The organism is Nonomuraea coxensis DSM 45129, assembly GCF_019397265.1.
Lineage (GTDB): Bacteria > Actinomycetota > Actinomycetes > Streptosporangiales > Streptosporangiaceae > Nonomuraea > Nonomuraea coxensis.
The window spans coordinates 2,454,084-2,480,208 of sequence record NZ_CP068985.1; the positions used below are offsets into that span (position 1 = coordinate 2,454,084).

General features: G+C 73.1%; 26 protein-coding genes and 1 pseudogene. 12 read left to right on the top strand and 15 right to left on the bottom strand.

Going from position 1 to position 26,125, the window contains the following annotated elements; translation table 11 throughout:
- Positions 1 to 16: 16 nt before the first annotated feature.
- The 3 genes from Nocox_RS11700 to Nocox_RS42980 all read right to left on the bottom strand — a co-directional run bounded on the left by Nocox_RS11700 (position 17) and on the right by Nocox_RS42980 (position 2,551).
- A complete protein-coding gene (locus tag Nocox_RS11700; protein ID WP_020545909.1) occupies positions 17 to 685 on the bottom strand; it encodes a response regulator in 669 nt (222 codons plus the stop codon).
- Positions 682 to 1,818, bottom strand: coding sequence for a sensor histidine kinase (locus tag Nocox_RS11705; RefSeq protein ID WP_026214912.1), 1,137 nt, complete (start codon positions 1,816 to 1,818; stop codon positions 682 to 684). The genes Nocox_RS11700 and Nocox_RS11705 overlap by 4 nt, the downstream gene beginning before the upstream one ends.
- Positions 1,819 to 2,338: 520 nt before the next feature.
- Positions 2,339 to 2,551: a hypothetical protein gene (locus tag Nocox_RS42980; protein WP_246649773.1), complete on the bottom strand. Its 213-nt coding sequence runs from the start codon at positions 2,549 to 2,551 to the stop codon at positions 2,339 to 2,341.
- Between Nocox_RS42980 and Nocox_RS44120 the strand changes: the two genes are divergently transcribed.
- The 3 genes from Nocox_RS44120 (at position 2,454) to Nocox_RS11720 (ending at position 4,387) form a co-directional block, all read left to right on the top strand.
- Positions 2,454 to 3,074: a hypothetical protein gene (locus Nocox_RS44120; protein ID WP_425517791.1), complete on the top strand. Its 621-nt coding sequence runs from the start codon at positions 2,454 to 2,456 to the stop codon at positions 3,072 to 3,074. The two genes, Nocox_RS42980 and Nocox_RS44120, sit on opposite strands and share 98 nt — an antisense overlap.
- Complete coding sequence (locus Nocox_RS11715) at positions 2,992 to 3,447, top strand: multicopper oxidase domain-containing protein (RefSeq protein WP_211212778.1); 456 nt, start codon at positions 2,992 to 2,994, stop codon at positions 3,445 to 3,447. Before Nocox_RS44120 ends, Nocox_RS11715 begins: the two co-directional genes overlap by 83 nt.
- 67 nt (positions 3,448 to 3,514) lie before the next feature.
- On the top strand, positions 3,515 to 4,387 hold the full coding sequence (locus Nocox_RS11720) for a fumarylacetoacetate hydrolase family protein (protein WP_020545912.1): 873 nt from the start codon (positions 3,515 to 3,517) through the stop codon (positions 4,385 to 4,387).
- Between the two features lie 43 nt (positions 4,388 to 4,430).
- Here Nocox_RS11720 and Nocox_RS11725 read toward each other — a convergent pair whose 3' ends face one another.
- The 6 genes from Nocox_RS11725 to Nocox_RS11750 form a co-directional block, all read right to left on the bottom strand.
- Positions 4,431 to 4,721, bottom strand: coding sequence for a hypothetical protein (locus Nocox_RS11725; protein WP_020545913.1), 291 nt, complete (start codon positions 4,719 to 4,721; stop codon positions 4,431 to 4,433).
- Positions 4,718 to 5,866 carry a hypothetical protein gene (locus Nocox_RS11730; protein ID WP_020545914.1) on the bottom strand — a complete coding sequence of 383 codons (1,149 nt, stop codon included), beginning with the start codon at positions 5,864 to 5,866 and terminating at the stop codon, positions 4,718 to 4,720. The genes Nocox_RS11725 and Nocox_RS11730 overlap by 4 nt, the downstream gene beginning before the upstream one ends.
- 93 nt (positions 5,867 to 5,959) lie before the next feature.
- Positions 5,960 to 7,429 (bottom strand): sulfatase family protein, encoded by a 1,470-nt coding sequence (locus tag Nocox_RS11735; RefSeq protein WP_020545915.1) that lies wholly within the window; start codon positions 7,427 to 7,429, stop codon positions 5,960 to 5,962.
- Entirely contained in the window at positions 7,426 to 8,394 is a 969-nt protein-coding gene (locus Nocox_RS11740; protein ID WP_020545916.1) for an aliphatic sulfonate ABC transporter substrate-binding protein, read from the bottom strand. The genes Nocox_RS11735 and Nocox_RS11740 overlap by 4 nt, the downstream gene beginning before the upstream one ends.
- 27 nt (positions 8,395 to 8,421) lie before the next feature.
- Positions 8,422 to 9,192: an ABC transporter ATP-binding protein gene (locus Nocox_RS11745; RefSeq protein ID WP_020545917.1), complete on the bottom strand. Its 771-nt coding sequence runs from the start codon at positions 9,190 to 9,192 to the stop codon at positions 8,422 to 8,424.
- On the bottom strand, positions 9,189 to 10,019 hold the full coding sequence (locus Nocox_RS11750) for an ABC transporter permease (RefSeq protein WP_020545918.1): 831 nt from the start codon (positions 10,017 to 10,019) through the stop codon (positions 9,189 to 9,191). Before Nocox_RS11750 ends, Nocox_RS11745 begins: the two co-directional genes overlap by 4 nt.
- Positions 10,020 to 10,171: 152 nt before the next feature.
- On the opposite strand from Nocox_RS11750, the pseudogene Nocox_RS11755 reads away from it, so the two are divergent.
- A pseudogene (locus Nocox_RS11755) lies at positions 10,172 to 11,367 on the top strand (RNA-guided endonuclease InsQ/TnpB family protein); the annotation flags it as partial.
- A gap of 34 nt (positions 11,368 to 11,401) precedes the next feature.
- Here the strand turns inward: Nocox_RS11755 and Nocox_RS11760 are convergent.
- Complete coding sequence (locus Nocox_RS11760; protein WP_084685841.1) at positions 11,402 to 12,658, bottom strand: ROK family protein; 1,257 nt, start codon at positions 12,656 to 12,658, stop codon at positions 11,402 to 11,404.
- A gap of 141 nt (positions 12,659 to 12,799) precedes the next feature.
- Here Nocox_RS11760 and Nocox_RS11765 point away from each other — a divergent pair, with 141 nt between their 5' ends.
- Positions 12,800 to 13,066 carry a hypothetical protein gene (locus Nocox_RS11765; RefSeq protein WP_020545920.1) on the top strand — a complete coding sequence of 89 codons (267 nt, stop codon included), beginning with the start codon at positions 12,800 to 12,802 and terminating at the stop codon, positions 13,064 to 13,066.
- 20 nt (positions 13,067 to 13,086) lie between these two features.
- Here Nocox_RS11765 and Nocox_RS11770 read toward each other — a convergent pair whose 3' ends face one another.
- Positions 13,087 to 13,413, bottom strand: coding sequence for a putative quinol monooxygenase (locus tag Nocox_RS11770; protein WP_020545921.1), 327 nt, complete (start codon positions 13,411 to 13,413; stop codon positions 13,087 to 13,089).
- Positions 13,414 to 13,639: 226 nt separating this feature from the next.
- Here Nocox_RS11770 and Nocox_RS11775 point away from each other — a divergent pair, with 226 nt between their 5' ends.
- The 6 genes from Nocox_RS11775 to Nocox_RS11800 all read left to right on the top strand — a co-directional run bounded on the left by Nocox_RS11775 (position 13,640) and on the right by Nocox_RS11800 (position 21,203).
- Complete coding sequence (locus tag Nocox_RS11775; protein WP_211212779.1) at positions 13,640 to 14,653, top strand: ABC transporter substrate-binding protein; 1,014 nt, start codon at positions 13,640 to 13,642, stop codon at positions 14,651 to 14,653.
- Entirely contained in the window at positions 14,650 to 15,456 is an 807-nt protein-coding gene (locus Nocox_RS11780; RefSeq protein WP_020545924.1) for an ABC transporter ATP-binding protein, read from the top strand. Before Nocox_RS11775 ends, Nocox_RS11780 begins: the two co-directional genes overlap by 4 nt.
- On the top strand, positions 15,449 to 16,330 hold the full coding sequence (locus Nocox_RS11785) for an ABC transporter permease (RefSeq protein ID WP_020545925.1): 882 nt from the start codon (positions 15,449 to 15,451) through the stop codon (positions 16,328 to 16,330). The genes Nocox_RS11780 and Nocox_RS11785 overlap by 8 nt, the downstream gene beginning before the upstream one ends.
- Positions 16,327 to 17,652, top strand: coding sequence for an LLM class flavin-dependent oxidoreductase (locus tag Nocox_RS11790; protein WP_020545926.1), 1,326 nt, complete (start codon positions 16,327 to 16,329; stop codon positions 17,650 to 17,652). Before Nocox_RS11785 ends, Nocox_RS11790 begins: the two co-directional genes overlap by 4 nt.
- A gap of 28 nt (positions 17,653 to 17,680) precedes the next feature.
- Positions 17,681 to 18,190: an NADPH-dependent FMN reductase gene (locus Nocox_RS11795; protein ID WP_020545927.1), complete on the top strand. Its 510-nt coding sequence runs from the start codon at positions 17,681 to 17,683 to the stop codon at positions 18,188 to 18,190.
- Positions 18,191 to 18,302: 112 nt separating this feature from the next.
- Positions 18,303 to 21,203 carry a M36 family metallopeptidase gene (locus tag Nocox_RS11800; RefSeq protein ID WP_157383338.1) on the top strand — a complete coding sequence of 967 codons (2,901 nt, stop codon included), beginning with the start codon at positions 18,303 to 18,305 and terminating at the stop codon, positions 21,201 to 21,203.
- 55 nt (positions 21,204 to 21,258) lie between these two features.
- On the opposite strand, the gene Nocox_RS11805 is transcribed toward Nocox_RS11800, so the two are convergent.
- Together Nocox_RS11805 and Nocox_RS11810 are read right to left on the bottom strand one after the other, a co-directional pair.
- On the bottom strand, positions 21,259 to 21,654 hold the full coding sequence (locus tag Nocox_RS11805) for a hypothetical protein (protein ID WP_157383339.1): 396 nt from the start codon (positions 21,652 to 21,654) through the stop codon (positions 21,259 to 21,261).
- A gap of 130 nt (positions 21,655 to 21,784) precedes the next feature.
- Entirely contained in the window at positions 21,785 to 23,056 is a 1,272-nt protein-coding gene (locus tag Nocox_RS11810) for a serine hydrolase domain-containing protein (RefSeq protein ID WP_157383340.1), read from the bottom strand.
- A gap of 295 nt (positions 23,057 to 23,351) precedes the next feature.
- On the opposite strand from Nocox_RS11810, the gene Nocox_RS11815 reads away from it, so the two are divergent.
- Complete coding sequence (locus Nocox_RS11815; protein ID WP_020545932.1) at positions 23,352 to 23,540, top strand: hypothetical protein; 189 nt, start codon at positions 23,352 to 23,354, stop codon at positions 23,538 to 23,540.
- Between the two features lie 79 nt (positions 23,541 to 23,619).
- Here Nocox_RS11815 and Nocox_RS11820 read toward each other — a convergent pair whose 3' ends face one another.
- Positions 23,620 to 25,041, bottom strand: coding sequence for a vanadium-dependent haloperoxidase (locus Nocox_RS11820; protein ID WP_020545933.1), 1,422 nt, complete (start codon positions 25,039 to 25,041; stop codon positions 23,620 to 23,622).
- Between the two features lie 81 nt (positions 25,042 to 25,122).
- Positions 25,123 to 26,109 carry an endonuclease/exonuclease/phosphatase family protein gene (locus tag Nocox_RS11825; protein ID WP_020545934.1) on the bottom strand — a complete coding sequence of 329 codons (987 nt, stop codon included), beginning with the start codon at positions 26,107 to 26,109 and terminating at the stop codon, positions 25,123 to 25,125.
- Positions 26,110 to 26,125 lie beyond the last annotated feature (16 nt).

The window sequence follows — 26,125 nt, forward strand, 5'->3', positions numbered from 1 at the left end:
TGAGCCGGGCGGCCCGTCACGGACGGCCGCCGGGGACCACCAGCCCCGACTCGTAGGCGAGGACGACGAGCTGCGCCCGGTCGCGCACCCCCACCTTGGTCATCGACCGGCTCACGTGGGTCTTCGCGGTGGCCGCGCTGATCACCAGGTGCGCGGCGATCTCGTCGTTCGACATGCCGCGGCCGACCAGGGCGACGATCTCGCGCTCCCGCTCGGTCAGCCGCTCCAGCCCCTCGGGGCGGGCGGCCGGGCGGGGCGGGGTGCTGACGTACTCCTCGATGAGGCGGCGCGTCACCGACGGCGACAGCAGCGCCTCGCCCTCGGCCGCCACCCGCACCGACCGCAGCAGGTCGCCCGGCTCGATGTCCTTGAGCAGGAAGCCACACGCGCCCGCCCGCAGCGCGGCGAAGACGTACTCGTCGAGCGCGTAGTTGGTGAGGATCACCACCCGGACGCCGTCGAGCTCCGGGTCGGCGCCGATCCTGCGGGTGGCCTGGATGCCGTCGAGCAGCGGCATCCGCACGTCGAGCAGCGCCACGTCCGGGCGCAGCCGGCGGGCCAGCTCGACCGCCCGCGCGCCGTCGCCCGCCTCGCCCACCACCCGGATGTCGTCGGTCAGCTCCAGCAGCGCCTTGAAGCCGGCGCGGATGAGCGGCTGGTCGTCGGCCAGCAGGACCTCGATCACCGGGCCGCCCCCGCCGGCACCGGCAGGTCGGCGCGCACCATGAAACCGCCTTCCGGCCCTGGCCCGGCCGTCAGCGAGCCGCCCGCCGCGACCGCGCGCTCGCGCATCCCGATCAGCCCCATCCCCGGCGTGACCGTCCCGGCCTCGCCGTCGTCGTCCACCCGCAGCGTGATCCCCGCCGGATCGTAGCCGACGGTCACCGCGCCCGACGCCGCGCCCGAGTGGCGCAGCACGTTGGTCAGCGCCTCCTGCGCGATCCGGTACGCGGCCCGCCCCACCCCGGGCGGCACCGGATAGGGCTCGCCCGTCACCGCGTACGACACCCGCAGCCCCGCCCGTCCGGCCCGCGACACCAGCCCCGGCAGCCCGCCGAGCCCGGCCTCCGCCTCGCGCTCCGGCCCCGCCTGCCGCAGCACGCCCAGCGTGGCCCGCAGCTCGCGCATCGCCTCGTGCCCGGAGTCCTTGACCGCCGCCAGCGCCTCTCTGGCCCGCGCCGGATCCCGGTCCATCAGCTCCATCGCCACCGCGGCCTGCACGTTCACCACCGAGATGGTGTGCGTGAGCGAGTCGTGCAGCTCCTGCGCGATCCACAGCCGCTCCTCGCCGGCCCGCCGCAGCGCCGCCTCCTCGCGGGTGCGCTCGGCCTCCTCGGCGCGCTGCTCGACCGCCCGCAGGTACGCCCGCCCGCTCCGCGTCACCTCGCCGACCACGACCATCGCGACCAGCCAGCCGCTCAGCAGCGTCATCCCGTCGCCGAGCGACGGGTCCTGCTCGGCCAGCGCCATGAGCCCGTACACCGGCAGGGCCAGCCCCGCCGCCAGCCAGATCGCCTGCGCCCTGCGGCCGAGCGAGGCGAGGGTGTGGATCGAGGCCAGCGCGGGCCCGGCCGCGAACACGCCCGGATAGTGGGCGGCGTAGTAGACGACCCCCGCCCCGGCAGCGACGACCCCGGCGCTCAGCGGGGCCGCGCGCCGCCAGGCCAGCGACAGCGCCGCGACGGTGATCAGGATCAGGCCCGCGGGATCGAGCGGCCGCTCCCCGGGGCCCGTCCACGACAGGCCGGCGTACGTGCCGCCCACGATCCCGGCCAGGGCGGCCACGGCGACCAGGACGTCGGCTCTCCGGCTGCTCATGCCCCATACGGTAGGGCGTCGCGCCGGAGGCGGGCGTCGTCCCGGGGGCGTACGTCAGGGGCCGGGGCGGGGCGGCGTACCACGCGGGAAGTACGCCGAAATGCCCTCCGCCGAAATGCCCTCCGCCGAACGACGCCCGAGGGGAGCCCGGCCGCGCACGATGGCGTCCCATGACCACTTCCTCCCGGATCCCCTCCTGGATCCTGTGGCCGCTGCGGGTCCTCGCCACCGCCCACCTGGCCGGCGTGCTCGCCCAGGCGGCGCTGGCCGGGCTCTTCGTCACCGGCGACGTGGACCTGCTGGCCTGGCACCGCGACAACGCCGGCGTCACCCACGGCCTGCTGTACCTGCAACTCCTGGCGGCGGTCCTGCTGTGGCGGCCGGGGCGCGGCCCCCTCTGGCCCGCCCTGGCCGGTCTGGGGCTCGTGGCGGCCGAGACGGTCCAAGTGGCGCTCGGCCAGTTTCGGGTCATCGCTGCACTTCCCCCTCGGCATGGCCGTCTTCGGGCTGTCGGCCGTCTTCACCGCCTGGACGTGGCGCCTGGGCCGGGGGAGCGCGGCATGAGCGGGTCCCCGTCGCGGCGGGCACCGTCGAGTAGGGCGCTGTCGAGTAAGGCGCTGTCGAGAAGGGCGTTCCTGGGGGCGCTCGGCGCGGCCGGGCTCGCCGCGGCCGGGTGCGGCACGCACTTCGGCGAGCTGCTGCCCAGCACCGCGCCGCTGCCGGAGCCGTTCACGGTGCCGCTCCCGGTGCCCGCGACCGCCCGTCCGGCCGGCCCCGGCCGCTACGAGGTGACCCAGCGGGCGGCCCAGGCGGAGATCCTCCCCGGCCTGCACGGCGGCGTCAACCCGCCGGACGCCGACGGCTACCCCACCGACCTCGTCGTCCCCGCCGGCTACCGGGGCCACCACGCCCACGGGCACCCCGAGATCCACCACCAGGGCGTGAAGGAGTACCGCTACCCGGTGGACCAGCGTGCTGCGGCTCGCGCCGGGCGGCACGCCGTTCGTCCAGATCGGCAGCGACGCCGGGCTGCTGGCCGCGCCGGTGGCCCACGAGGAGATCCCGCTCGCGCCCGGCGAGCGCCAGGACGTGCTGGTCGACTTCTCCGCCTACCCCGCCGGCACGGCGGTCACCCTGGTCAACGCCCTGGGCGAGGGCTCCGCCCGTCACGTGATGCGTTTCGTCGTCGCCCGCCGCGCCCCCGACGACAGCGCCGTCCCGCGGGTCCTCTCCCGCGCCGCCGCCCGTCCCGTTGACGTCGGGGCGGCCGTCGCCACCCGCAGGTTCGACTTCCGGCGCGCCCAGACCGCCTGGACGATCAACGGCCGGCCCTACCGGCCCGGCGTCCCGCTGGCCCGGCCCCGGCTCGGCACCGCCGAGATCTGGCGCTTCAGCAGCGACTTCCACCATCCCGTGCACGTGCACCTGGCCCACTTCCTGGTGCTGGCCCGCAACGGGCGGCCCCCGGCGGCGACGGACGGCGGCTGGAAGGACACCGTGGACGTGCGGCCGTACGAGGTCGTGGACGTGCTGGCCCGCTTCGCCGGCCACCGCGGCAGGTACATGCTGCACTGCCACAACCTGGAGCACGAGGACATGGCGATGATGGCGGACTTCGACGTGGTCTGACGCGCCGGAGCGTCACCCGATAGGGGAGACTTGCCCTCGGACGGGCCCTTTCTCGCAAGGAGCAGGCATGCACATCGTACGCTTCGTCAGCCCTCTGACCGGCGCCGCCGCGGTCGGCGTGGACGACGGCGAGCACGTGGCCGAGCTGGCCGGCGTCACCACAGTCGGCGAGCTGCTGCGGCTGCCCGCCGCGGAGCTGCGCGAGCGCGTCACCGCCCCCGGCGGCGGCCCCCGGCACCCCTCCGGATCGGTGCGCAGGCTGGCCCCGGTGGACGGCCTGATGGAGGTCTGGGCGGCCGGCGTCACCTACCGGCGCTCGCGCGAGGCGCGGGTGCTGGAGAGCGAGCGCGCCGCCGACGTGTACGAGCTGGTCTACGACGCCGAGCGGCCCGAGCTGTTCTTCAAGTCCGTCGCCTGGAAGGTGACCGGCGACGGCGGCCGGATCGCGGTGCGGGCGGACTCGGAGATCGACGTGCCGGAGCCGGAGCTGGGCCTGGTGCTCAACGCGGCCGGCGAGATCGTCGGCTACACGGTCGTGGACGACGTCAGCTCCCGCACCATCGAGGGCGTCAACCCGCTCTACCTGCCGCAGGCCAAGATCTACCTGGGCGCGTGCGCGGCCGGCCCGGCCATCAGGCCCGCGTGGGAGGTCGCGGACCCGTACGCGCTGGACATCACGCTCACCATCGCCCGCGGCGGCGCGACCGTGTGGGACGGCAAGTCGTCCACCTCCGACCTGCACCGCCGCCTCGACGAGCTGGCCGGCTACCTGTTCCGCGCGGACGTCTTCCCTGACGGCGCGGTGCTGGCCACCGGCACGAGCCTGGTGCCCGACCTGCCGTTCACCCTTCAGGACGGCGACACGGTGACCATCGGCATCGCCGAGGTCGGCACCCTGACCACCACCGTGGTCAGGGGCCTCGACGGCATGCGCGAGTAGCGGGCCGGGTCACCAGCGGGACGGCGTCGCCGCTGCGGCGCGGTCACCGGTCGCCGGCCGTGGCGGCGTCCTCCCGGAGCAGGCGGGCGCGGCGGCGCAGGCTCTCGGCCGTGGCCAGGCAGGAGTCCTCCAGCTCGGCCAGCTCGCGGCGCAGCCCGGCGGCCCGCTCGGCGAACCGCTCGGCGGCCGGGCCGGTCCAGAACGCCTCGCACTCCTGCGGGCGCGCGGGCACGTCGTCGAGCGCGCCGGTCAGGCGGCGGGCGTAGCGGGTGAAGGCGGAGGCCAGCGACTCCTTCTCGGCGGCCTGCCGGAGGAGCTGGTGCTTCGTGGTCATACAGGGTGTCCTGCTTTCTGGACGGTCTCGTCCCGGACGGTGGTCCCGTTCGGGACGGCGTCCAGGGCCGGCCACAGGCGGTGCTCGGGGTCCAGGGCGCCGGTCAGGCAGGACCAGGCCCGTTCGCGCAGGCCGTCCGCGCCCGCGCCGGGCTCCAGCGCGTGCCGCAGCGCCCCGGCGAGGGCCCGTTCGTAGGCGGGGTGGGTGCCGAGGGCGTAGGCGTCCAGCAGGACGCCGGTCTCCTTCGGACGCTCGGCCAGCAGCTCCTGCAGCGCCTCGGGGAAGACGCGGTAGGCGGCGGCGAGGTGGTGCAGGTTCCAGTCGGGGCCGGCGTCCGGGCGGCGGTTCAGCAGCTCGACCGCGACCGCGTCGAGGAACGCCCCCGACGGGCGGGCCAGCGCGATCAGCGTGGTCAGCACGTCGGCCGGCGCGGTCGCGGGCAGCTCACGCCACTCCTCGCCGAGCCGGCCGGTGCGCTCGGCCCCGGCGAAGGCCCGCGCCAGCAGGCCGGGGGAGGCGTCGGCCGCCCGGGCGAGCGCGGCGGGCGGCAGGCCGTCGCGTTCGCCGGGGACCTCGGCCTCCGACCAGCCCCGCAGGACGAGGACCAGCCCGTCGGGCCCAAGCGCGCCCAGCAACGCCGCCGCGTAGGCCGGATCACCGGCCGCCGCGAACGCCGCCGCGTGGGCCGGTTCGCCGGTCGTCCCGTCCGTTGTCCCGTCCGTTGTCCCGCGGGTCGTGCTGTCAGGTGTTCCGGCGGCGGGGGCGGTGAGGGCTCGCTCGACCTCGTCGTGGCGGCCGGTGGCGAGGGCCGCGAGGACGGCCGTGGCCGTCCCGCCGGCCGCCCGCGTGGCCTCCGCCTCGCCGGCGAACGGGAACACGGCCGTGAGCAGGCCGCGCTCGCGCACCGGCACCGACTGCTCGACGGTGTCGACACGCCACCTGAGCTCCCGCCGCGCGTCGCGCAGGAACGCCTGCGCCCGCGCCACGGCGGCGGCGCCGTGGCGCGGGCCGGCCCAGTCGTCGCCGGCCTCCGCCACGGCCGCGTCCATCAGAGGACGCACGCCGTCCATGAGCATGCTGCTCGCTTCGAGGCGGCGGATGAGGTCGTGTGCTCGGCTGGGGTCGATCCCCACGAACTCCCCCATGGTGAAACCCTCCCAGAGGGTGTGATTACCGCGTGAGTCAAACACACTCGGCGGCGTGTCGCAGGGCTTTCGCCGTCCCATAAACAACGGGAATCACCCGGAGGCGTCCTCCTTCTCGAAGGAGCTGAGCGTGGGGTCGTAGTCGGAGGCGCCGATGTCGTACATCGGGGTCATCCAGTGGTAGAAGTTGTCGCCGCGCTCGCGCAGCAGGTCGTACAGCCTGCGCATCAGACGGCGGCGGACCCCGGCCAGCTCGGGATGGGTGTAGCGGTTGCTCAGCTCGTACGGGTCGGCGTGCAGGTCGTACAGCTCGTTGACGGACTCGGGGTTGACGACGAGCTTGTAGCGGTCGTCGCGGATCATCCGCTGCGGGTAGGGGAAGTGGTGGCCGTGGTACTCGGCCAGCAGCTCGCCCGGCCACTCCGGCCGCTCGCCGCGCACCAGGGGCAGGAGGCTGCGGCTGTCCACGGCGGGCTCCGGGTCGCAGCCGGCCAGCTCCAGGATGGTCGCCGTGCAGTCGGTGAGGGTGACGAACTCGTTCCTGACCTGCGGCGGGGCGCCGGGCACGCGGACGATGCCGGGGATGCGGTAGATGTCCTCGTACATGGCCGGGCCTTTGTCGTGCAGCCGGTGGGCGCCGGTGAACTCGCCGTGGTCGGCGGTGAAGAAGACCGCCGTGCCGTCGCTCAGCCCCAGCTCGTCGAGCCGGTCGAGGATGCGGCCGAGCTGCTGGTCGATCAGCGTCACGTAGCCCCAGTAGACCGCGATCAGCTTGCGGGTGATCTCGATGGGCAGGGTGTCGAACGCCCAGTGGTCGCTGTAGTTGCGCTGCACCGGCGGCTTGCCCTCGAACGTCTCGGCGATCGACGGCGGCAGCTCCACCAGCTCCGGGTCGTACATGTCGAAGTACTCGTCCGGCAGCAGGTACGGCAGGTGCGGCCCGAAGAAGTGCGCGGCCAGGTAGAAGGGCCGGCCGTCGGCGGCGTACCGGTCGAGGTGCTCGATCGCCCGCGTCGCCAGGTAGTGCTCGAAGGTGGCCTCGACCGGCTGGTGCAGCCGCCCGGCCAGCAGGTTGCCGGGGTTGCCGTTCGGCGTCGTGCCCCGGATCAGGTCCGAGATCCGGTACGGCGGCAGCCCCCGCTCCTCCAGGTAGGCGAGGTAGTCGGGATGGTCCACCGGGTTGTGCCAGCCGGGCAGGTCGGGGCCGTCGAAGCCGTAGGAGGCGGCGTTGCGGTGGGTGCCGCCGTGCCACTTGCCGATCAGCCCGAGCTGGTAGCCGCGCTCCTTCAGCGCGGACGGGAAGGTGAAGGCGTCCTCCCGCAGGTCCTCCAGGTAGCCGACGTTGCGCTCGTAGTTGGCCAGCAGCCGGTGCCGGAACGGGGCCTGCCCGGTGAGCAGGCTGGCCCGCGCCGGCGTGCAGATGGCCGTCGGCGTGTAGAACCGGTCGAACCGCGTTCCGCTCGCGGCCAGCCGGTCGAGGTTGGGCGTGGCTACGTGCGGGTTGCCGTAGCAGCCGAGCGTGTCGACCCGGTGCTGGTCGGTCATCAGGAACAGCAGGTTCACTTGGCGAACGCCTTCTCGTAGAGGTCGCCGGTGTAGTACGACGACGGCTCGGGCAGCGACTTGAGCTGGCCGGTGCCGACGAAGAAGTCGCCGAGGCTGTTCAGCCACTTGGCGACCGTGCCGTCCTTGGTCTTGGCGACCAGGTCGGCCGTGGACATGACCTCGACGTTGGCCGCGTCCGCCTTGACCTTGGCCGGGTCGAGCTTGAGCAGGGCGGCCGTCTCGGTGATGGTCTCCTCGGGGTGCGCGGCCCGCCAGTCGTTGGCCTCCTGCAGCACCTTGATCACCTTGGTGGTCAGCTCCTGGTCGGTGTCGGTGCCGCTGACGAAGGCGTTCGGGAACGAGTTGTCGGGGTACTCCCGGGTGCTGGCGATCTCGGTCATGTCCGGCACCTTCTCCTTGATCGTGTCGATCAGCGGGTACCAGAGGCCGGCGCCGTCGATCTGCCCGGCCGAGAACGCCGACACCACGGTCGCCGCGTCCATCGGCACCTTCTCGATGTCGGCGGCCGTCATCCCGGCCTTCTGCAGGGCCAGGTTGAGCACCATGTCGCCGGAGGTGCCCTCGGGCACGCCGACCTTCTTGCCCTTGAGGTCCTGCATGCTCGTGACGCCGGGCCGGCCGATCACCCGGTCGGCGAAGCCGAGCGTGTTGATGGAGACGACCTTGGCCTTGCCGGAGGCGGGCAGCCACATGGCGCCGGGACCGATGTAGCCGAAGTCCAGGTCGCCGGCGCCGAGCGCCTGGATCTGGAGCGGTCCATTCGTGAAGACCTTGATCTCGGGGGTGAGCCCCTGCTTCTCCCAGAGCCCCTGCTTCTGGGCGACGGCGAGCAGGCTGGCTCCGTTGTAGTCGCCGATGTAGCCGAAGCGGACGGTGGTGCCGTCGTCGGAGCAGGAGGTGACGGAGAGCGCGATGACGCTCACCGCGGCTGCGGTGGTGAGGGCGCGGCGAAGAGAGCGCATGTCGTGTTAATCCTTTCCAGGGGGTCTTTAAGCTGCTTTGGGCTGGTGGTAGACGCCGTGCCAGACCTCGTTGCGGATGCGCGCGAACTCCGGCGACAGCCGCATCTCCTCGGTCCTCGGGTACGGCAGGTCCACCTCGACGATCTGCTGGACGCGGCCGGGCCGGGCGGCCATGACGATCACCCGCCGGGCCAGGTAGACGGCCTCGTCCACGTCGTGGGTGATGAACATGACCGTGCGCTGCTCGCGGCTCCAGGTGTCGAGGAGCTGGTCCTGGAGCTGGACGCGGGTGAGCGCGTCGAGGGCGCCGAACGGCTCGTCCATGAGCAGCACCTGCGGGTCGACCGCGTACGCGCGGGCGATGGCGCAGCGCTGCTTCATGCCGCCGGACAGGGTCTTCGGCAGCGCGTCGGCGAAGTCCGACAGCCCGACCAGCTCGATCGCGTGCTCGGCGCGCTTCCTGCGCTCGTCCTGCGGCAGGTTCATGAGCTTGAGCCCGAACTCGACGTTCTTGCGCACGCTCAGCCACGGGAACAGCGCGTACTGCTGGAAGATCACCCCACGGTCCGGGCCGGGACCGGCGACGGGCGCGCCGTCCACCAGCACCTCGCCCGAGGTGGGCTCGGTCAGGCCGGCGGCCATGCTCATCAGCGTGCTCTTGCCGCACCCCGACGGGCCGACGACCGTGACGAACTCGCGGTCGGCGATGTCCAGGGAGACGTGGTCGAGCGCGGTGAAGACGCCGTCCTTCATCGGATAGGTCTTGACGATGTCCCTGAAGGAGATCTTGGCGTTCATCGGCGCTCCTGCCAGTCGGTGAGGCGGCGCTCGGCGAGCAGCAGCAGGCGGTCCATCAGCAGGCCGAGCACGCCGATGGCGATGAGGCCCACGAAGATCGTGGACAGGTCGTAGTAGAGCTGGGCCTGCTGCATCCGGTAGCCCAGCCCCTCCTGGGCGGCGATCAGCTCGGCGGCGACCAGCGTCCCCCAGGCAGAGCCGAGCCCGACCCGCATCCCGACCAGGATGAACGGCGTGGACGCCGGGACCACGACCTTCAGGAAGATCGTCCGGTCCGACGCGCCCAGCACGCGGGCGGCGTTGATGAGCGTCTTGTCCACGTCCACCACGCCCTGGAAGGTCGAGACGACGCTGGACAGGAACGCGGCCAGGAAGATCACGAAGACCTTCGGCACCTCGCCGATGCCGAGGAGCACGATGGCCAGCGGGATGATCGCCAGGGGCGGGATGGTGCGGAAGAACTGCACGTACGGCTCCAGCAGGCCGCGCGCGGTGGCGTACCAGCCCATGAGGAAGCCGACCGGGATCGCGAGCAGCGTGCCCATGAGGAAGCCGAGCAGCACCCGGCGGAGGCTGGCGAGCGCGTCCTGGAGCAGGGTGCCGTCCGCGACCAGCTCGCCGGCCTTGGCCGCCACCTCCAACGGGGTCGGCAGGCCCTGGACGCCGATCGTGGCCAGCAGCGTCCAGACGAGCAGGCCGAGGACGACCGCGACCAGGTTGAGCGCGAGCGTGCGCCGGGGACGCCCGGCGGCGCGGCGCGCGGCCGGGGCCGCCGGCTTGCCCAGCGTGGTGAGCTGAGTCATCACTCCGTTGTCGAGCACGGTCATCAGATCCCTCCGAGGAGACCCCCGCCTTCAGGCGGGGAAGGAACCGGACTCCTGCGGAGCAGGGCAGGAGCAGGCGATACGCCGTCAGGCGGTCCGCCGTCGTCTTTCGGATTCGGCCGGTGCGCGGCTGATCTCGCACATATGATCGGAAGGTGGCGCAGCTGGTGAAGCGGGCCTACAAGTACCGCTTCCGTCCGACCCCCGAGCAGGCCGAGGAGCTTGTCCGGACGTTCGGTTGCGTGCGCCTGGTCTACAACAAGGCCCTGGAGGAACGGACCCGCGCCTATGCCGAGGAGGGGCGTGGCGTCTCCTGCACAGAGTCGTCGGCCGCGCTGACCGCGTGGAAGAAGACGCCCGAGCTGGCGTTTCTGAACGAGGTGTCGTCGGTGCCGTTGCAGCAGACGCTGCGGCACCTGCAGGCGGCGTTCGCGAACTTCTTCGCCCGCCGGGCCAAGTACCCGGCGTTCAAGTCCCGTAAGCGGTCGCGGGCGTCGGCGGAGTACACCCGCTCGGCGTTCCGCTGGCGTGACGGCCGGCTCACCCTGGCCAAGATGGGCGCGCCGCTGGACATCGTGTGGTCGCGCCCACTCCCCGAAGGGACCGAGCCGTCCACGGTCACCGTGTCCAGGGACGCGGCAGGACGCTGGTTCGTGTCCCTCCTGGTCGAGGAGAAGATCGCACCGTTGCCGCCGGTCGAGCAGTCCGTGGGTCTGGACGTCGGCCTCACCGCGCTCGCGACGCTGTCGTCCGGCGAGCAGATCGCCAACCCGCGTCACGAGCGCCGTGAGCGGCGCAGGCTGGCCAAGGCTCAGCGGGCCCTGGCCCGTAAGGAGAAAGACTCGAGGAACAGGGCCAAGGCCCGGCTGAAGGTGGCGCGGGTGCATGCCCGGATCGCCGACCGCAGACGGGACTACCTGCACAAGGTCACCACACGGCTGGTTTCCGAGAATCAAGTGATCGCCGTGGAGGACCTGTCCGTCCGCAACCTGGTCAAGAACCACAGGCTGGCCGGCGCCGTCTCCGACGCGGGCTGGCGGGAGCTGCGCGGCATGCTGGAGTACAAGACGGCCTGGTACGGCCGCACGCTGGTGGTGGCGGACCGCTGGTTCCCCTCCTCCAAGTTGTGCTCGGTCTGCGGGACCCTGCGGAACGACATGCCGTTGAGCGTCCGTGAGTGGGTCTGCGCCTGCGGCGCGGTGCATGACCGGGATGTGAACGCGGCCAGAAACGTGCTCGCCGCCGGGCTGGCGGAGAGCTGAAACGCCTGTGGAGCTGGTGTAAGACCTCAACGGGAGTCCTCCTCTCGGGCGGGCGATCGGCGGTGAAGCAGGAAGGCCGACCGGCGACGGTCGGAATCCCCCTCGTTCACGAGGGGGAGGATGTCAAGAGTTCTCCTTCACGAAGTCGTCGTGCCGCCGCGGGGGTCCGGCGACCAGCGGGGGAACACCGGCGGCGAGGTCGGGGCCGGCCGGGTAGCGGGAGAGCAGGGGCGACTCGTGCAGCACCAGCGCGATCCCGCCGAGCGCGCCCGCGGCCTCGCCGAGCGTGGCCGCGCGCAGGCTGACCCGGCGGCGGGAGATCGGCATGATCCGGGCGTCGAGCGTGCGCCGGATCGGCTCCAGCAGCGCGGCGCCGGTCTCGGCCAGCTCGCCGCCGATCACGATGACGCCGGGGCCGACGGCGTTGCACAGCGCCGCGAGCACCGCGCCGATGTCCGCGCCGACCTCCGCCAGCAGGGCGAGGGCGGCGGGCTCGGACTTCCCCGCGGCCTCGGCCAGGCCGCGCACGTCGTCGGCGTGGCCGCCGCGCTCGCGGTAGGCGTCGAGGACGGCCCTGACCGAGGCGACGGTCTCCAGGCAGCCGGCGCCGCCGCAGGAGCACGGCCGGCCGCCGGGATCCACCACGATGTGGCCGAACTCGCCGGACAGGCCGTACGCGCCGCGGTGCAGCGACCCGTCGATGACCAGGCCGCCGTTGACGCTATGGGACAGGCGCAGGTAGAGCACGTCCCTGGCGCCGGTGGCCGCGCCCCAGATCGCCTCGCCGAGCGCGGCCAGGCGGGTGTTGTTGTCGAGCAGCACAGGCACGCCGAACCGCTCCCGCAGCAGCACCTGCGCCCGATGGGGGAGGGGATCACCGGCCTCGCCCGTGCTGCTGTCGAGGTCGCTGACGGGGCCGACGACGCCCGCGCCGATCGCGCTCAGGGCGCCGAGCCGCAGGTCGCCGCCGCCGAGCCGGCCGACCAGCCGCTCGGCCAGGTCCACCCGCCGCTCCCACGGCAGGTCGGCGTCGTGCGGCTCGCTGGCCGCGCCGACGATTTCGTGCGCCAGGTTGACCGCCGCCACGTGCAGCGCCCGCCGGGCGAAGTCGATGCCGATCGCCTGCCCCGCGCCGGGGTTGAGCGCCAGCGTCTCGGCCGGCCGGCCCCGGCCGCGCGGACCGTCGTCCTGCTGCCCGGCGGGCACGACGGCGCCGGTGGCGACGAGCTCGGCGAGGATGTCGTACAGCGTGGTACGCGACAGCCGGCACAGCTTGCCCAGCTCGCCGCGGCTCAGCGGGCCGTGCTTGCGCAGCAGCCCGAGCACGAGCTCTTCGTGCCCGCGCCGGAGCTGGGACAGGGGGCCACGGGGTGGTGACATGACGGAGAGTGTGCCGAGGTCACCTCTTTTTCGTCAATAACCCGGAAAAAAACTTGTCCCGATCTGTACCTGCCCTGACGTATTGACTCCGTCACTTTCCGTGAGAAGGATTGAGGTCCCCGGAGAACTAGGGAGGCCGTCGTGCGCACGCGCGTCAAGGTGGTCCTGATCCTGATGGGCGCTCTCGTCCTCTTCGTGGCGGCCAACCCCGAAGAGGACGGCCTCTGGTCCCTCATGCTCTTCGCCGGCCTGGGCCTGCTGCTCGCCGTGTTCCTGACCGACAGCTCATCGAGCGGGGGCGGCCGCGACGGAGGCGCCGGATATGACGGCGGCGGTCACAGCGGCGGTTACGGCGGCGGTTACGGCGGCGACGGCGGCGGAGACGGCGGTGGGGACGGCGGCGGCTGAGAGAGTCCGGCGGCGCCCGGTCAGTCCTGGACGGCCATCTCGCCGAGCTCGGACCAGTCGTCCTGCGGGACGGTGGTGTTGACGATGCGCGGCGTCTCCGCCAGGTAGGGCGGCAGGTCCCGCCGGGCCTGCTCGAAGTGCGCCGACCGCACGTGCGCGGCCCCGGCGTCGTTGTCGCGGAACGCCTCGACCAGGACGTACTCGGCCGGGTCGTCGACGCTGCGCGACCAGTCGAACCACAGGCAGCCGGGCTCGGCGCGGGTCGCCTCGGTGAACTCCCCGGCGATCTCCGGCCAGCGGTCGGCGTGCTCCGGCTTGACGCGGAACTTCGCGGTGATGAAGATCATCGGGCCTCCCAGATCGATGTGCCGTACGAGATCGAGCCTAATTTCATGCATGTCCAGTAGGAAAAGTTGACTTTGCGCGAGGAGGGCCGTAGCTTCGTACGCATGAGCCAGGGCCTCTACCTGATCCGGCGCCCGCACGTGGACCACGGCCACGTCGCCAGCGCGCAGTGTCGCTGATCACGCACCCAGGAACCCCTCTCTCCCCTCCCCGACGAGGAACCCAACCGTGATCAAGACCAGACATGCCCTCATGGCCGCGTTGCTGCCCGCCGTCCTGGCGGGCTGCGGCGGCGCCGAGGCGACCACCGGGACGACGGAGGTGAAGGTGCTGCGCTACCAGGGCAGCGCCGGCTCCGTCACCTACGCCGAACTGGCCGAGGAGCTCGGCTACCTCGGCGACGTCAAGCTCAAGTGGGTGGGCAACACCACCTCCGGCCCCCAGGACATCCAGTCGGCCGCCACCGGCCAGACCGACTTCGGCGGCGCCTTCAACGGCGCGATCGCCAAGCTCAAGGCCGCCGGGGCCCCCATCAAGGCCGTGGTCGGCTACTACGGCTCCGACCAGGACACCTTCAACGGCTACTACGTCAAGGACGACAGCCCGATCAGGACCGCCCGCGACCTCATCGGCAGGAAGATCGGCGTCAACACGCTCGGCGCGCACCACGAGGCCGTCATCAAGGAATACCTCAAGCGCGAGGGCCTGACCCCCGACGAGATCAAGCAGGTCCAGCTCGTGGTGATCCCGCCGGTCAACACCGAGCAGGCCGTCCGGCAGGGGCAGCTCGACGCGGGCACCCTCGGCGGCGTGCTCAGGGACAAGGCGCTCGCACGCGGCGGCCTCCGGCCGCTGTTCACCGACGTGGACCTGTTCGGCCCGTTCACCGCCGGCTCGATCGTGCTGCGCGAGGACTTCATCGCCGACAACCCGACGACGACCAGGACGTTCGTGACCGGCTTCGCCAAGGCCGTCGCCTGGGCGCAGACGCACTCGCGGGCCGAGGTCGTCGCCACCTTCGAACGGATCATCGCCGAGCGCGGGCGGAGCGAGAGCGCCGAGACCGTCCGCTTCTGGAAGAGCACCGGCATCGCCGGCAAGGGCGGCCTCATCGCCCCCCAGGAGTTCCGCACCTGGATCGACTGGCTGACCCGCGAGGGCGAGCTCCGCCCCGGCCAGGTCGACCCCGCCGACCTCTACACCAACGCGTTCAACCCCTACGCCGCAGGGAGCGCCTCATGACCGAGATCGGCATCCGCGACGTCACCAAGACCTTCCACGTCAGGGACGCCGCCGAGCCCTTCACCGCGCTGTCCGGGGTGAACCTCGACGTGCGCGCGGGCGAGTTCCTGGCGCTCGTCGGGCCGAGCGGCTGCGGCAAGTCCACCCTGCTCGACCTGGTCGCCGGGCTCACCCCGCCGACGTCCGGGCAGATCCTCATCGACGGCGACCACGTCACAGGACCCGGGCTCGACCGGGGCGTGGTCTTCCAGCAGTACGCGCTGTTCCCGTGGCGCACCGCGCAGGCGAACGTCGAGTTCGGCCTGGAGGCCAAGGCCGTGCCGAGGCGGGAGCGGGCGGCGCGGGCGCGCGAGCACCTGGCGCTGGTGGGCCTCGCCGGGTTCGAGGACCGCTACCCGCACGAGCTGTCCGGCGGCATGCGCCAGCGCGTCGCCATCGCCCGCAGCCTCGCCTTCGACCCCGACGTGCTGCTCATGGACGAGCCGTTCGCCGCGCTCGACGCGCAGACCCGCGAGTCGCTGCAGGAGGAGCTGGTCCGCGTCTGGCAGCACACCGGCAAGACCGTCATCTTCATCACCCACGGCATCGACGAGGCCGTCTACCTGGGGCAGCGGGTCGCCGTCATGACCTCGCGGCCCGGCCGGATCAAGGAGGTCGTGGAGGTCGCGTTCGACTCGCGCGAGGGCGACCTGCGCGCCGATCCGGCCTTCGGCGAGTACCGTCACCACATCTGGACGCTCCTGCGCGACGAGGTCGCAGCCGCGCAGGTGCAGGAGCGAGAGGTGGCGATCTCCCATGGCTGACGCCCGCGCCGCGCTGCCCGGCGACCTCCACTGGTACGACCTCCCCGACGACGAGGCCGACGAGGCCGACGACGGTGCCTCGCAGGAGGCGGCCCCCGCCGGGCGGCGGAGGTGGCTGCCGGCGTGGCTGCGCAGGGCGGGGGTCAACACGGCCGCCGTGCTGCTGCTCCTCGCCGCCTGGGAGATCCTGCCGAGGACCGGCGTCGTGGACCCGGTGTTCGTCCCCCCGCTCTCCGAGGACCTCGCCGCCTGGTACGACCTCCTCGTCACCGGCAGCCTCCCCGAGCATCTACGGGCGTCACTGGGCCGCTCGCTGGCCGGGTTCGGCCTGGCCGTCGTGCTCGCCATCCCGCTCGGGCTGCTCATCGGCTGGTACCGGCCGGTCGCCGACCTGCTGACGCCGCTGCTGGAGCTGTTCCGCAACACCTCGGCGGTGGCGCTGCTGCCGGTGTTCACGCTGATCCTCGGCATCGGCGAGCCCGCCAAGATCTCCTTCGTGCTGTACGCCTGCTCGTGGCCCGTCCTGCTCAACACGATCAGCGGCGTGAAGACCGTCGAGCCCCTGCTCGTCAAGTCCGCCAGGTCCATGGGCCTCGGGCCCGTCCGGCTGTTCCAGAAGGTCATCCTGCCCGCCGCCGTGCCCGCCATCTTCACCGGCGTACGGCTGGCCGGCGCGACCTCCATCCTCGTGCTGCTGTTCGCCGAGATGGTCGGCGCCAAGGCCGGCCTCGGCTACCTCATCCTCGACACCCAGTCCAGCTTCCGCATCCCCGACATGTACGCCGGGATCATCACCATCTCCGTCCTCGGCCTGCTGCTCAACCTGCTCCTGGTCGCCGCCGAGCGCCGCTTCTCCACCTGGAGGACCACGTGACGAGAAAGCTCCACCTCAACGCCTTCCTCATGGGCGTCGGCCACCACGAGGCCGCCTGGCGGCACCCGCGCACCGAGCCGGCCCGCCTCACCGACGTCCGGCACTACCAGGAGCTGGCCAGGATCGCCGAGCGCGGCACGCTCGACTCGGTGTTCCTCGCCGACGGGCTCGCCCTTCAGGGGCACGTCGCGCACAACGCGCTAGGCGGCCTCGAACCCCTCACCCTGCTGGCCGCCCTGGCCGCCGTCACCGACCACGTCGGGCTGATCGCGACCGTGTCGACGACGTACAACGAGCCCTTCCACGTGGCGCGCAAGTTCGCCTCGCTCGACCACATCAGCGGCGGCCGGGCAGGCTGGAACATCGTCACCTCCGCAGGCGAGGCCGAGGCCCGCAACTTCGGCCTCGAACGCCCCGCGCACGCCGCCCGCTACGCCCGCGCCGAGGAGTTCCTCGACGTCGTGCTCAAGCTCTGGGACAGCTGGGAGGACGACGCCGTCGTCCGCGACCGCGTCGCCGGCCGCTACGCCGACACCGGCAAGATCCACGCCATCGAGCACGAGGGCGAGCACTTCGCCGTCCGCGGCCCGCTCAACGCCTCCCGCCCGCCCCAGGGCCATCCGCTGCTGGTGCAGGCCGGATCGTCGGAGGACGGCAAGGACTTCGCCGCCCGGTACGCCGAGGCCGTCTTCACCGCCCAGCAGACGTTCGAAGAGGGGCGGGAGTTCTACGCCGACCTCAAACGCCGGGTCGCCGCCCGCGGCCGGCGCCCTGAGGAGGTGCTGGTGCTGCCCGGCATCTCGCCGATCATCGGCTCGACCGAGCGGGAGGCGCTGCTGCTGGAGAAGGAGCTGGAGGAGCTGATCGTCCCGGCGTACGGGCTGGCGCAGCTCGGCCAGCTGACCGGCATCGAGCTCACCGAGGACGACCTCGACCGGGAGCTGCCGGACGTGCCGGTCGAGACGGAGGGCGCGCAGAGCCGGCGCAAGCTCGTCGTCGACCTGGCCAGGCGCGAGCGCCTCACGGTCCGGCGGCTCCTCGCCCGCCTGGCCGGAGGGCGCGGCCACCGGGTCGTCGCCGGGACGCCGGAGCAGATCGCCGACCAGATCCAGGAGTGGTTCGAGGGCGGGGCGGCCGACGGCTTCAACGTGATGCCGCCGATCCTGCCGCACGGCCTGTCCGACTTCGTGGACCACGTTGTGCCCGAGCTGCGGGCCCGGGGGCTGTTCCGGCACGCGTACGAGGGCCGCACGCTGCGCGAGAACTACGGCCTGCCGCGCCCCGCCTCGCGCTACGCCAATGACCTGGTGGCCGCCGGATGAGCACCACCTCGCGCAAGGAGGCGCACCCATGACCGTTCTCACCGTCGTCGGCAACCCGAGGGCGGGGTCGCGCACCGAGGCCGTGGCCGTCGCGGCGGCCGAGGCGGTCGCCGCCCGGCTCGGCGCGTCCCTGCCGCACGAGTCGGCCGACCTGTCTGCGCTCGGCCCCCACCTGCTCGCCCCCGCCGCCTCCCCGGAGGTGGAGGCGGCGCTGGGTCTGGTGGCGGAGGCGGACGTGCTCGTCGTCGCCAGCCCCACCTACAAGGGCGCCTACACGGGGCTGCTGAAGGCGTTCCTCGACCGGCTGCCCCCGGCCGCGCTGGCCGGGAAGACCGCCCTGCCGCTGCTGGTGATGGGCGACCCCAGGCACGCGCTGGCGGTCGAGGTGCACCTGCGCCCGCTGCTGGTCGAGCTGGGCGCCACGGTGCCGACGCCCGGCCTCGCCTTCCTGGAGTCACAGCTCCCGGATCTGGAGGCGGTGGTGTCCGCCTGGGCCGACCGCGTCGCGCCGCAGGTCCGCCTGCCCGCGGCGACGTAGGCCCGCGCCCGTCCCTCCGAACCGGGATCTTGTCAGGCAGTCAGCACGGTGTTACCTCTTGCGGAGGGCGCGCGTGATCCGCGCGCCCTCCCGGCAGCCAGAGAGGACCACCGTGTCGTCAAAGTCCTGGTTACGCAGCAGCACCCTCCTCGCCGCCGCACTGGTCGCGGCCGCACTGTCACCCGTGGGACCGGCCCGGGGCGAACCCGGCGGGCAGGCTCCCGTCCACGACTTCCAGGCCGAGCAGCACGCCAGGCCCGACGTGGACAACCGCCAGGGCAGGGTCGAGCCGCCGCCCGGCGCGAACGCCCGCAGGGCCGGCTCCGCCGCCGAGATCCGCTGGAACAACCTCGGCACCCCGGCGGCCGTCGTCAGCGCGCAACCCCTCGCCGAGGGACTCGGCGCCGATCCCGAGCAGGCCGCGCGGGCCTACCTGAAGGCGAACGAGAGCGTGTTCGGCCTGCCCGCCGAGGCCGTGGACGCGCTGGAGAAGGTCGCGGTCAACCCCATCGGCGACGGCGCCGCCGTCCTGCTGCGGCAGCGCTTCGGCGGCCTGCCCGCCGGCGTGGACGGACTGGTCTCCGTCGGCGTGGTGAACGGCGCCGTCCGGTTCGTCACCTCCTCGCTGTCGCGCGCCACGCAGGAGCCGCCGGCCGCCGCGATCGGCGAGCGGCAGGCGCTGGAGATCGCGGCCAGGGACGGCGGCATCGACCTCGCCACGGCCGCCACCCAGAAGGTCACGGCGGTGGCGGTGCCCGCGCCCGACGGCGTGCACCGGGCCTACCAGGTCGTGCTGATCGGCGGCGCGGACGGCGAGCCGGCGGCGTACACGACGCACGTGGACGCCGTCAGCGGCGCGATCCTCACCCGCGAGAACCTGGTCGACCACTTCGACCCCGAGAATCCGAAGCAGGCGGTGTTCCCGGCCACCCCGCGCGGCGACTACTCCTCCGCCGACACCCGCCAGACCTGGTGCCACACCGCCGGCCCCGGCTGCGACCTCGCCACCGGCGGCGACCCGGCGACCGGCAGGGCGTGGGACGTGGACCACGCCACCGGTGAGCCGGCGAACACGAGCCTCGGCAACGCCGCCCGCACCTACGAGAACCGCGCCAGCGGCGACCCGTTCACCGTCGGCACCCGCCCCAACGTGCTCACCCCGAGCAGGAACTACGTCTACCCGTGGCGCAACGCCTGGTACACCGCCAAGTGCGACCCGGCGGCGCTCGACCAGCCCGGCGAGGCCGACCTCGAAGCCGCCATCGCCAACCTCAACGCCATGCACAACCGCATGCACGACTGGTCCTACCGGCTCGGCTTCACCGAGACGGCCTGGAACATGCAGGCCGACAACGGCGGGCGCGGCGGCCTCGGCGGCGACCCCGAGCAGGGCAACGCCCAGGCGGGGGCGCGGGTGGCGTCCGTACGCGACAACGCCAACCAGATCACCGGGCCGGACGGCACCGCGCCCATCACCAACATGTACCTGTGGCAGCCGATCGCGGGCTCCTTCTACGCGCCCTGCGTCGACGGCGACTACGACATGTCGGTCATCGCCCACGAGTACTCGCACGCCATCTCGGGCCGCATGATCGGCGGCCCGAACGCCGGCTGGAGCGGGGCCCAGGCGGGCGCCATGAACGAGAGCACCTCCGACCTGTTCGCCATGGAGTACCTCTACGAGTACGGCTTCCGCCCGGCGGGCGCGACCCCGTACGTGACCGGCGGCTACGTCACCGGCGACCAGCAGCGCGGCATCCGCAACTACGACATGTCCAAGTCGCCGCTCAACTACAGCGACCTCAACTACGACCTGGTGGGCCAGCAGGTCCACGCCGACGGCGAGATCTGGTCGGCCACCCAGTTCGACGTGCGCGCGGCCTTCGTCAAGCGGTACGGCCTCGGCACCGGCAAGCTCCAGCGCTCCTGCGCCGACGGCCGCACGCCGGTCGAGCGCTGCCCGGGCAACCGCCGCTGGGCGCAGCTCTCCTTCGACGCGCTGCTGCTGATGGCCTCGGGCGCCGTCACGTACGTCGACCACCGCGACGCCCTGCTCGCCGCCGACGCGATCCGGTTCGGCGGCGCGAACCAGGACATCATGTGGCGCGCGTTCGCCGAGCACGGCCTGGGCCGCGACGCCGCCAGCACCGGCCCGAACGACGGCGAGGCGACGCCGAGCTTCGTCAACCCGGCGGGGAAGAACGGCTCGCTGCGGCTGAAGCCCCTCGGCGAGGCCAAGGACGCGGCGCTGCGCCTCTACGTCGGCGACTACGAGGCCCGCGCGGTCCCGGTCGCCGACACCGACCCGGTCACCCCGCTCGGCGACACCGTGGAGATGACGCCGGGCGTCTACGACTTCGTGGTCGCCGGCAGCGGGTTCGGGCACCGGCGGCTGAGGTTCGCGGTGCTGCCGGGCGTGACGCTGCCGCTGCCCCTGCCGCTGACCCGCAACCTCGCCTCGGCGGCGAGCGGCGCGACGGCGAGCGGCGACGGCGTCAACCAGGCCAGGCTCATCGACGAGACCGAGGCGACGAACTGGGCCTCGCTCTCCGGCGCGCCGGCCGGCAAGTCGGTGGTCGTGGACCTCGCGGGCGACGAGCCCGTCACGGTCCGCCGGGTCCAGGTGAGCGCCATGCTGAGGCCCGCGGCGAACGACCCGGCCGACCCCGGCGGGCAGAACCGCTTCTCCGCCCTGCGCGCCTTCGAGGTGCTGGCCTGCAGCGCGAACTGCGCCGACCCGGCGAGCTTCACCAGGATCCACACCAGCCAGAAGGACGCGTTCGGCACCGCGCTGCCGCGTCCGCGCGGCTCGGACCTGCTGATCAAGTCGTTCGACGTGCGGCCGGCCAAGGCCACGCACCTGATGCTGCGCGTGGTCAGCACCCAGTGCATCGGCAACCCGCTGTACGCGGGGGAGCAGGACGCCGACCCGACCTCCGCGACGGACTGCGCCACGGCCAGCCCGCAGCGGGAGCAGGTGCGGGCGGCCGAGTTCCAGGCGTTCACGCACTGACGAACGGGCGGAGGCCCGGCGAACGGGTGTTCGCCGGGCCTCCGCTGGATCGGCATCAGTAGATGCGGTACTTCTTGCCGCAGTTGTCGAACTTCCCGGCCCAGCAGGTGAACGTGTAGATCTTCTTGATCCCGTGACCGCTCCAGGCGCCGGCCACCTTGCCGTCGAAGGAGTGGTTGAAGCGGTGCCAGGAGCCGTTCTTGTAGTACTCGAACCACACCCAGCCCTTCTTGCCGCCGCGCTTGTCCACGCCGTACCACTTCGTGTGGACCTTGCCGTGCTGCTTCCAGGTCCGGCCGAAGGTGTAGGCCTTGTGGTCGCTGGAGAAGAACTTGCCCCAGGTGGTCACGGGGGAGCTCGTGGTGGTGGCCGCCTGGGCGGCGGGGGCGACGGCGAGGCCGGTCAGGGCCATCGAGCCGGCGATGGTCGCCAGGGCGAGAGTCTTGCGCATCGTGGGTTCCTCCCCGTGTCGGTGCTGCCGGGTGCTGTCCGGCAGCACGGACATTACGGAGACAACGGGCGATCTTCTGTGGAGGAATCCACACGACGGCAGTGACCCACGACACACTCCCGGCCCGGCGTCACGGCCGGACCGGCGCCCCCCGGTCCGCGGGGAACGGCAGGAACGGCGTCCCCGCGGCCGTCCTCGCGGTGGGGGCGTCCGCCCCGCAGAGCGCCACCAGCAGGTGCTCGACCTGGGCGAAGTCGATCGCGTGCGGCACCACGGCGCCGTTCTCGATCTGCTGGTACTTCGTGCGGTTGACGCCGAACGACAGCTGCCGCTCGCCGTCCTCGCTGGACAGCGACTGCGTGGCCATGCCGAACACGCCGCCGTCGTGCCCCCAGAACCGGCCGCAGGGCAGGTCGAGGGCGTAGATGCCGAGGCCGTAGTCGATGGGGAAGCCGCCCGCCAGCACCGGCACCGTCCTGCGCATCTCGGCGAGCTGCGCGGGAGCCAGCAGCTCGCCGCGCAGCAGGGCGCGGTAGAACCGGTTGAGGTCGTCCATGGTGGAGGTGATCGCCCCGGCCGTGCCCGCCCACGACATGTCGTAGACGCCGAAGTCGCGCGGCGGGTCGAAGAGGCCGTACAACGACTCGTACGCGCCGGAGTGCGGCCCAGGGATGTGCGGCGAGCGCGGGAACGACGTGTGCCGCAGCCCCGCCTTCCTGATCACGTGCCGGGTGATGTGGTCGGCGGCGTCGTTCCCGGTCACCTTCTCCAGCAGCAGGCCGGCGAGCACGTAGTTGGTGTTCGAGTACGACCCCGGCGCGGCCCCCGGCTCCCCGGTCGGGGTGCCGGCCAGGCCCATCCGGACCAGTTCCCGGGGAGCGATGCGGCGGAAGCGGTGGTCGTCCAGGCTCTTGCCGGAGCCTTCCAGCAGCGAGGGGAACGCCGGGGCGATGTAGTCGGCGATGTGGCTGGTGTGGTTGAGCAGCATCCGCACCGTGATCGTCCGGCCGCGCTCGCCGGGGACGAGGCCGGGCAGGTAGCGGCCCACCGGCGCGTCCAGTTCGATCGTGCCCCGCGCGACCTGCTGCAGGATCGCCACCGACACGAACGTCTTGGTGATGCTGCCGACGCGGTGCACCATGTCGGGCCGCACCCGGCGGCCGGTGGCGACGTCGGCCACGCCGGACGCGCCCGCCCACGTCCGGCCGCCGTCGCGGACCTCGGAGTAGATGCCGTACATGCCGGCGTCGCGGACCGCGTCGAGCGTCCGCGCGAGCGCCTGCCGGTCCGGCCCGCCGGCCGCGTGCGCCGGTCCGGTCAGGGTGCCTGCCGCGAGCAGCGCGCCCATCGCGGCGGCCAGGGCCGCGCGCGGGGCGCTCGTGGGGAATCGGCGAGAAGTCATGGCCCCAGCATGGGCGGGGGAGGGCGCCGCGGATAAGTCGCCGCTGTCACCGGCTCGGCATGACAGGGATCATGCGCGGGCGATGACATCCGGCGACGGCCCGCCGGACGCCTTTCTTGCTCCGCGGGCGGAGACAACGCACTCCTGGTGGTGGATTTGTCACCCTGAGTGCGTACGGGGGCGGTGGCCGAGCCCGGCATGGGGATGGGACGCTGCTGCGACCGCCCCGGCCGGTCTGCGAACGGGCGGCCGGGGCGGATCCCTCCGCAGTGCTCACGGAAGGAAGGAATGCGGCATGACCCAGGACGCCGGCCGCGTCGCGGCCAAGCGGATCAACGACCACGTGGAGCTCGTCCACGCCGACCACCCCGACGTGGTGTTCGAGGTGCCACGGCGGGACTGGGAGGCGTTCACCACGGCGGTCAAGTCGGGCGCGTTCGATCTCGGGACGCTTGAGCGCGCGGCCGGGGAGAACGCGGCCTGACCGCTCCTCTCCCGGACGAACGGCGGCGCCCGCTCCCCGCGTGGGGGGCGGGCGCCGTCATGACAAGGGCGCTGCGGGGTCAGCCGCGGCCCGTCCAGTACGCGACGGCGCGCTTCCACGCCGCGTCGCCGACCGCCCGGCCGAGCGCCCGGCCCTCCAGGTCGCCCGCCCTGAAGTGGATGCCGCCGTAGCGGCGCGAGAGCCCCGCCTGCTCGGCGGCCTCGGTGTACGTCCGCCACCGCAGCGTCACGTCCCGCGCCGGCGTCACCCCGGGCTCCACCTTCGACGACCCGGCCGCGACGACGGCCTGCCCGCCGAAGGCGTCGCTGCCGGTGAAGCGCCGCAGCACCTCGGCCGCGGCCGCGCTGAACGTGCTGTGCCCCGAGACGTACTCGCCGAACGGCGGCGTCGGGAACGTCGCCGGCTGGTACGGCACCCAGAGCGCCCCGTCCACGCTCCGCCCGCCCCACGTCGGGATCGTCTGCCCGCGGTACTGGTCGCGGATCGCGGTGATCGGCCGCCCGGAGTCGTGGTCGCGTTTGACCTCCCACGCGGCGATCCCGGCGTCCATGCCGGCGTTGGCCAGCGCGAAGAACAGCTTCACGTCCTGGTCGAGCCCGTGCCGGTCGCGGGCCGAGACCTGCTGCGCGAACAGGCACCAGTGGCCGGGCGGCGTCTCGCTGGCGGGCCCGTCGGACCAGTAGTCGGCGATCGACTTGCTCCGGTCGTCGAGCGCGGCCGTCCCGGCCACGATCTCGGCGGCCTGCGCCCGCCAGCCGGCCGACCCGTACGGCGCCGGCGCGGGCACGGCGTCGGCCAGCGCCCGCGCCGACCCGCTGAAGGAGGCCACCCGCCCCCAGTGCGGGACCAGGAACGGCGGCGTGACCAGCGCCCCCGCCGCGTTGCGGTAGGTGAGCGGCGCCCATCGGCCCGGCTGCGCGAGCGCCGTCAGCGGCTCGGCGACGACCACCGGGGCGTTGACCGGCGCGTAGCCGGTGGTGTCGGCGTAGCCGCCGAGCTGGTTGGAGCCGTCGGCGTGGCGCTGGTCGAGCACGGCCTGGCAGGCGGCCAGCCCCGTCCGCGCCGCCTGGCTGTCCGGGACGGCCGGGTCGTGGCCGAGGTCGGCCATCAGGGCGTCGAACGTCGCCCGCTGCCCCGGATAGAGGTCGGTGGCCGCCAGGTGGACGGCGTAACTGACGGCCTCGGCCTTGTTCGCCTCGGTGCGCTCGGCGGGCGGCCGGCGCAGCGCGCCGCCGAGCACGGTGCCGGCGGCCACGGCGTCGTAGGCCGCCCAGGCGTCGTAGGCGCAGGTGTGCGCGATCGCCAGCGCCCTGGACACCATGGGCGGCCCGAGCGTGCCGCCGCGCACGGCCGACAGCAGCGCCTGGTTCCACCGCACGACCAGGGTCGGCCCGCCCGCCCGCGCCGGGACGGCGGTGAGGGCGAGCGTGAGCAGGGTGACCAGCAGCGCGGCGGCCGGACGGATGGTTCGTAAGTGCATGGGTGTGTCCCCTCGGTTGGTTGAGCCCCCGAGTGACGATGCCATCTTCGAACGCAGTTTCGAACTAACCTGAAGGTGACATCAGGGCAGCCGGAGCTCGGCGAGCACGCCGCGATGGTCGGTGCCCGGCACGTCCACGATCTCGACCCGGCGCACGGCCATCCGCTCGTCGGCGAGCACGTGGTCGATGGCGATGATCGGCGGCATCGTCCGGAAGTTCGGCCAGGTCGGCGTCAGGCCCTTGCCCACCTGCGCGGCCGCGTCGACGTAGCCGCGCTCCAGCAGCTCGCGGAAGGCCCGGTGATCGATGCTCGCGTTGAAGTCGCCCGCCAGCACCCGCATCGGGCCGGTCGCGGCGGGCGCGGGCAGGCCGCGCAGCGCGGCGTCCCACTCCGCCTCCATGCGGCCGAGCGGCGGGTTGGGATGCACGGCGACGATCTCGACCGCGGCCCCGCCCGGCAGGGTCAGGCCGGCGGCGGGCATGTTGTGCCCGATCGGCGTGAACAGGTCGGGCAGCTCGGTCAGCGGGCGCTTGGCGTAGATGCCGCTGCCGATCGCGCCCGGCGCCGCCTGCAGCACCCGGTGCGGCAGCAGCTCCGCCAGCCCGGCCGCGTCCAGCCGCTCGGCCTGCTCCGGGGTCAGCTCCAGAGCGGTGAAGACGTCCACGGCCTCGCGGCGCACCAGATCGACCACGCTCGCGTCGTCGGCCCTGCCGAACAGGTTGACCGTCAGCACCCGCAGCAGCGGGCCGGACGCCGCCGGCTGATCCTCGGAAGTCAGCCGCGGCGCGACGCAGGCGGCCAGCACCACGCAGGCCGTGGCCGCGACCAGCGCCGCCGGGCGGTTGCGGCGGGTCAGCAGCAGCGCCGTGAGCGCCGCGAGGGCCGCGCCGTAGGGCGTCACGGTCATCAGCTGGGTCAGGAACGACCCCAGCTCCAGCCCGCCGGCCCTGATCAGGGCCCATAAGGCGAGCAGCGTGACGACCGTCCAGGACATCCACCGCCTGCGCCGCCGCCGCGCCGGCCGCTCCGTGCGCGCCTCCTGCCCGGCTCCGACCGTCGTGCTCACTCCGCCGTCCCGTCCC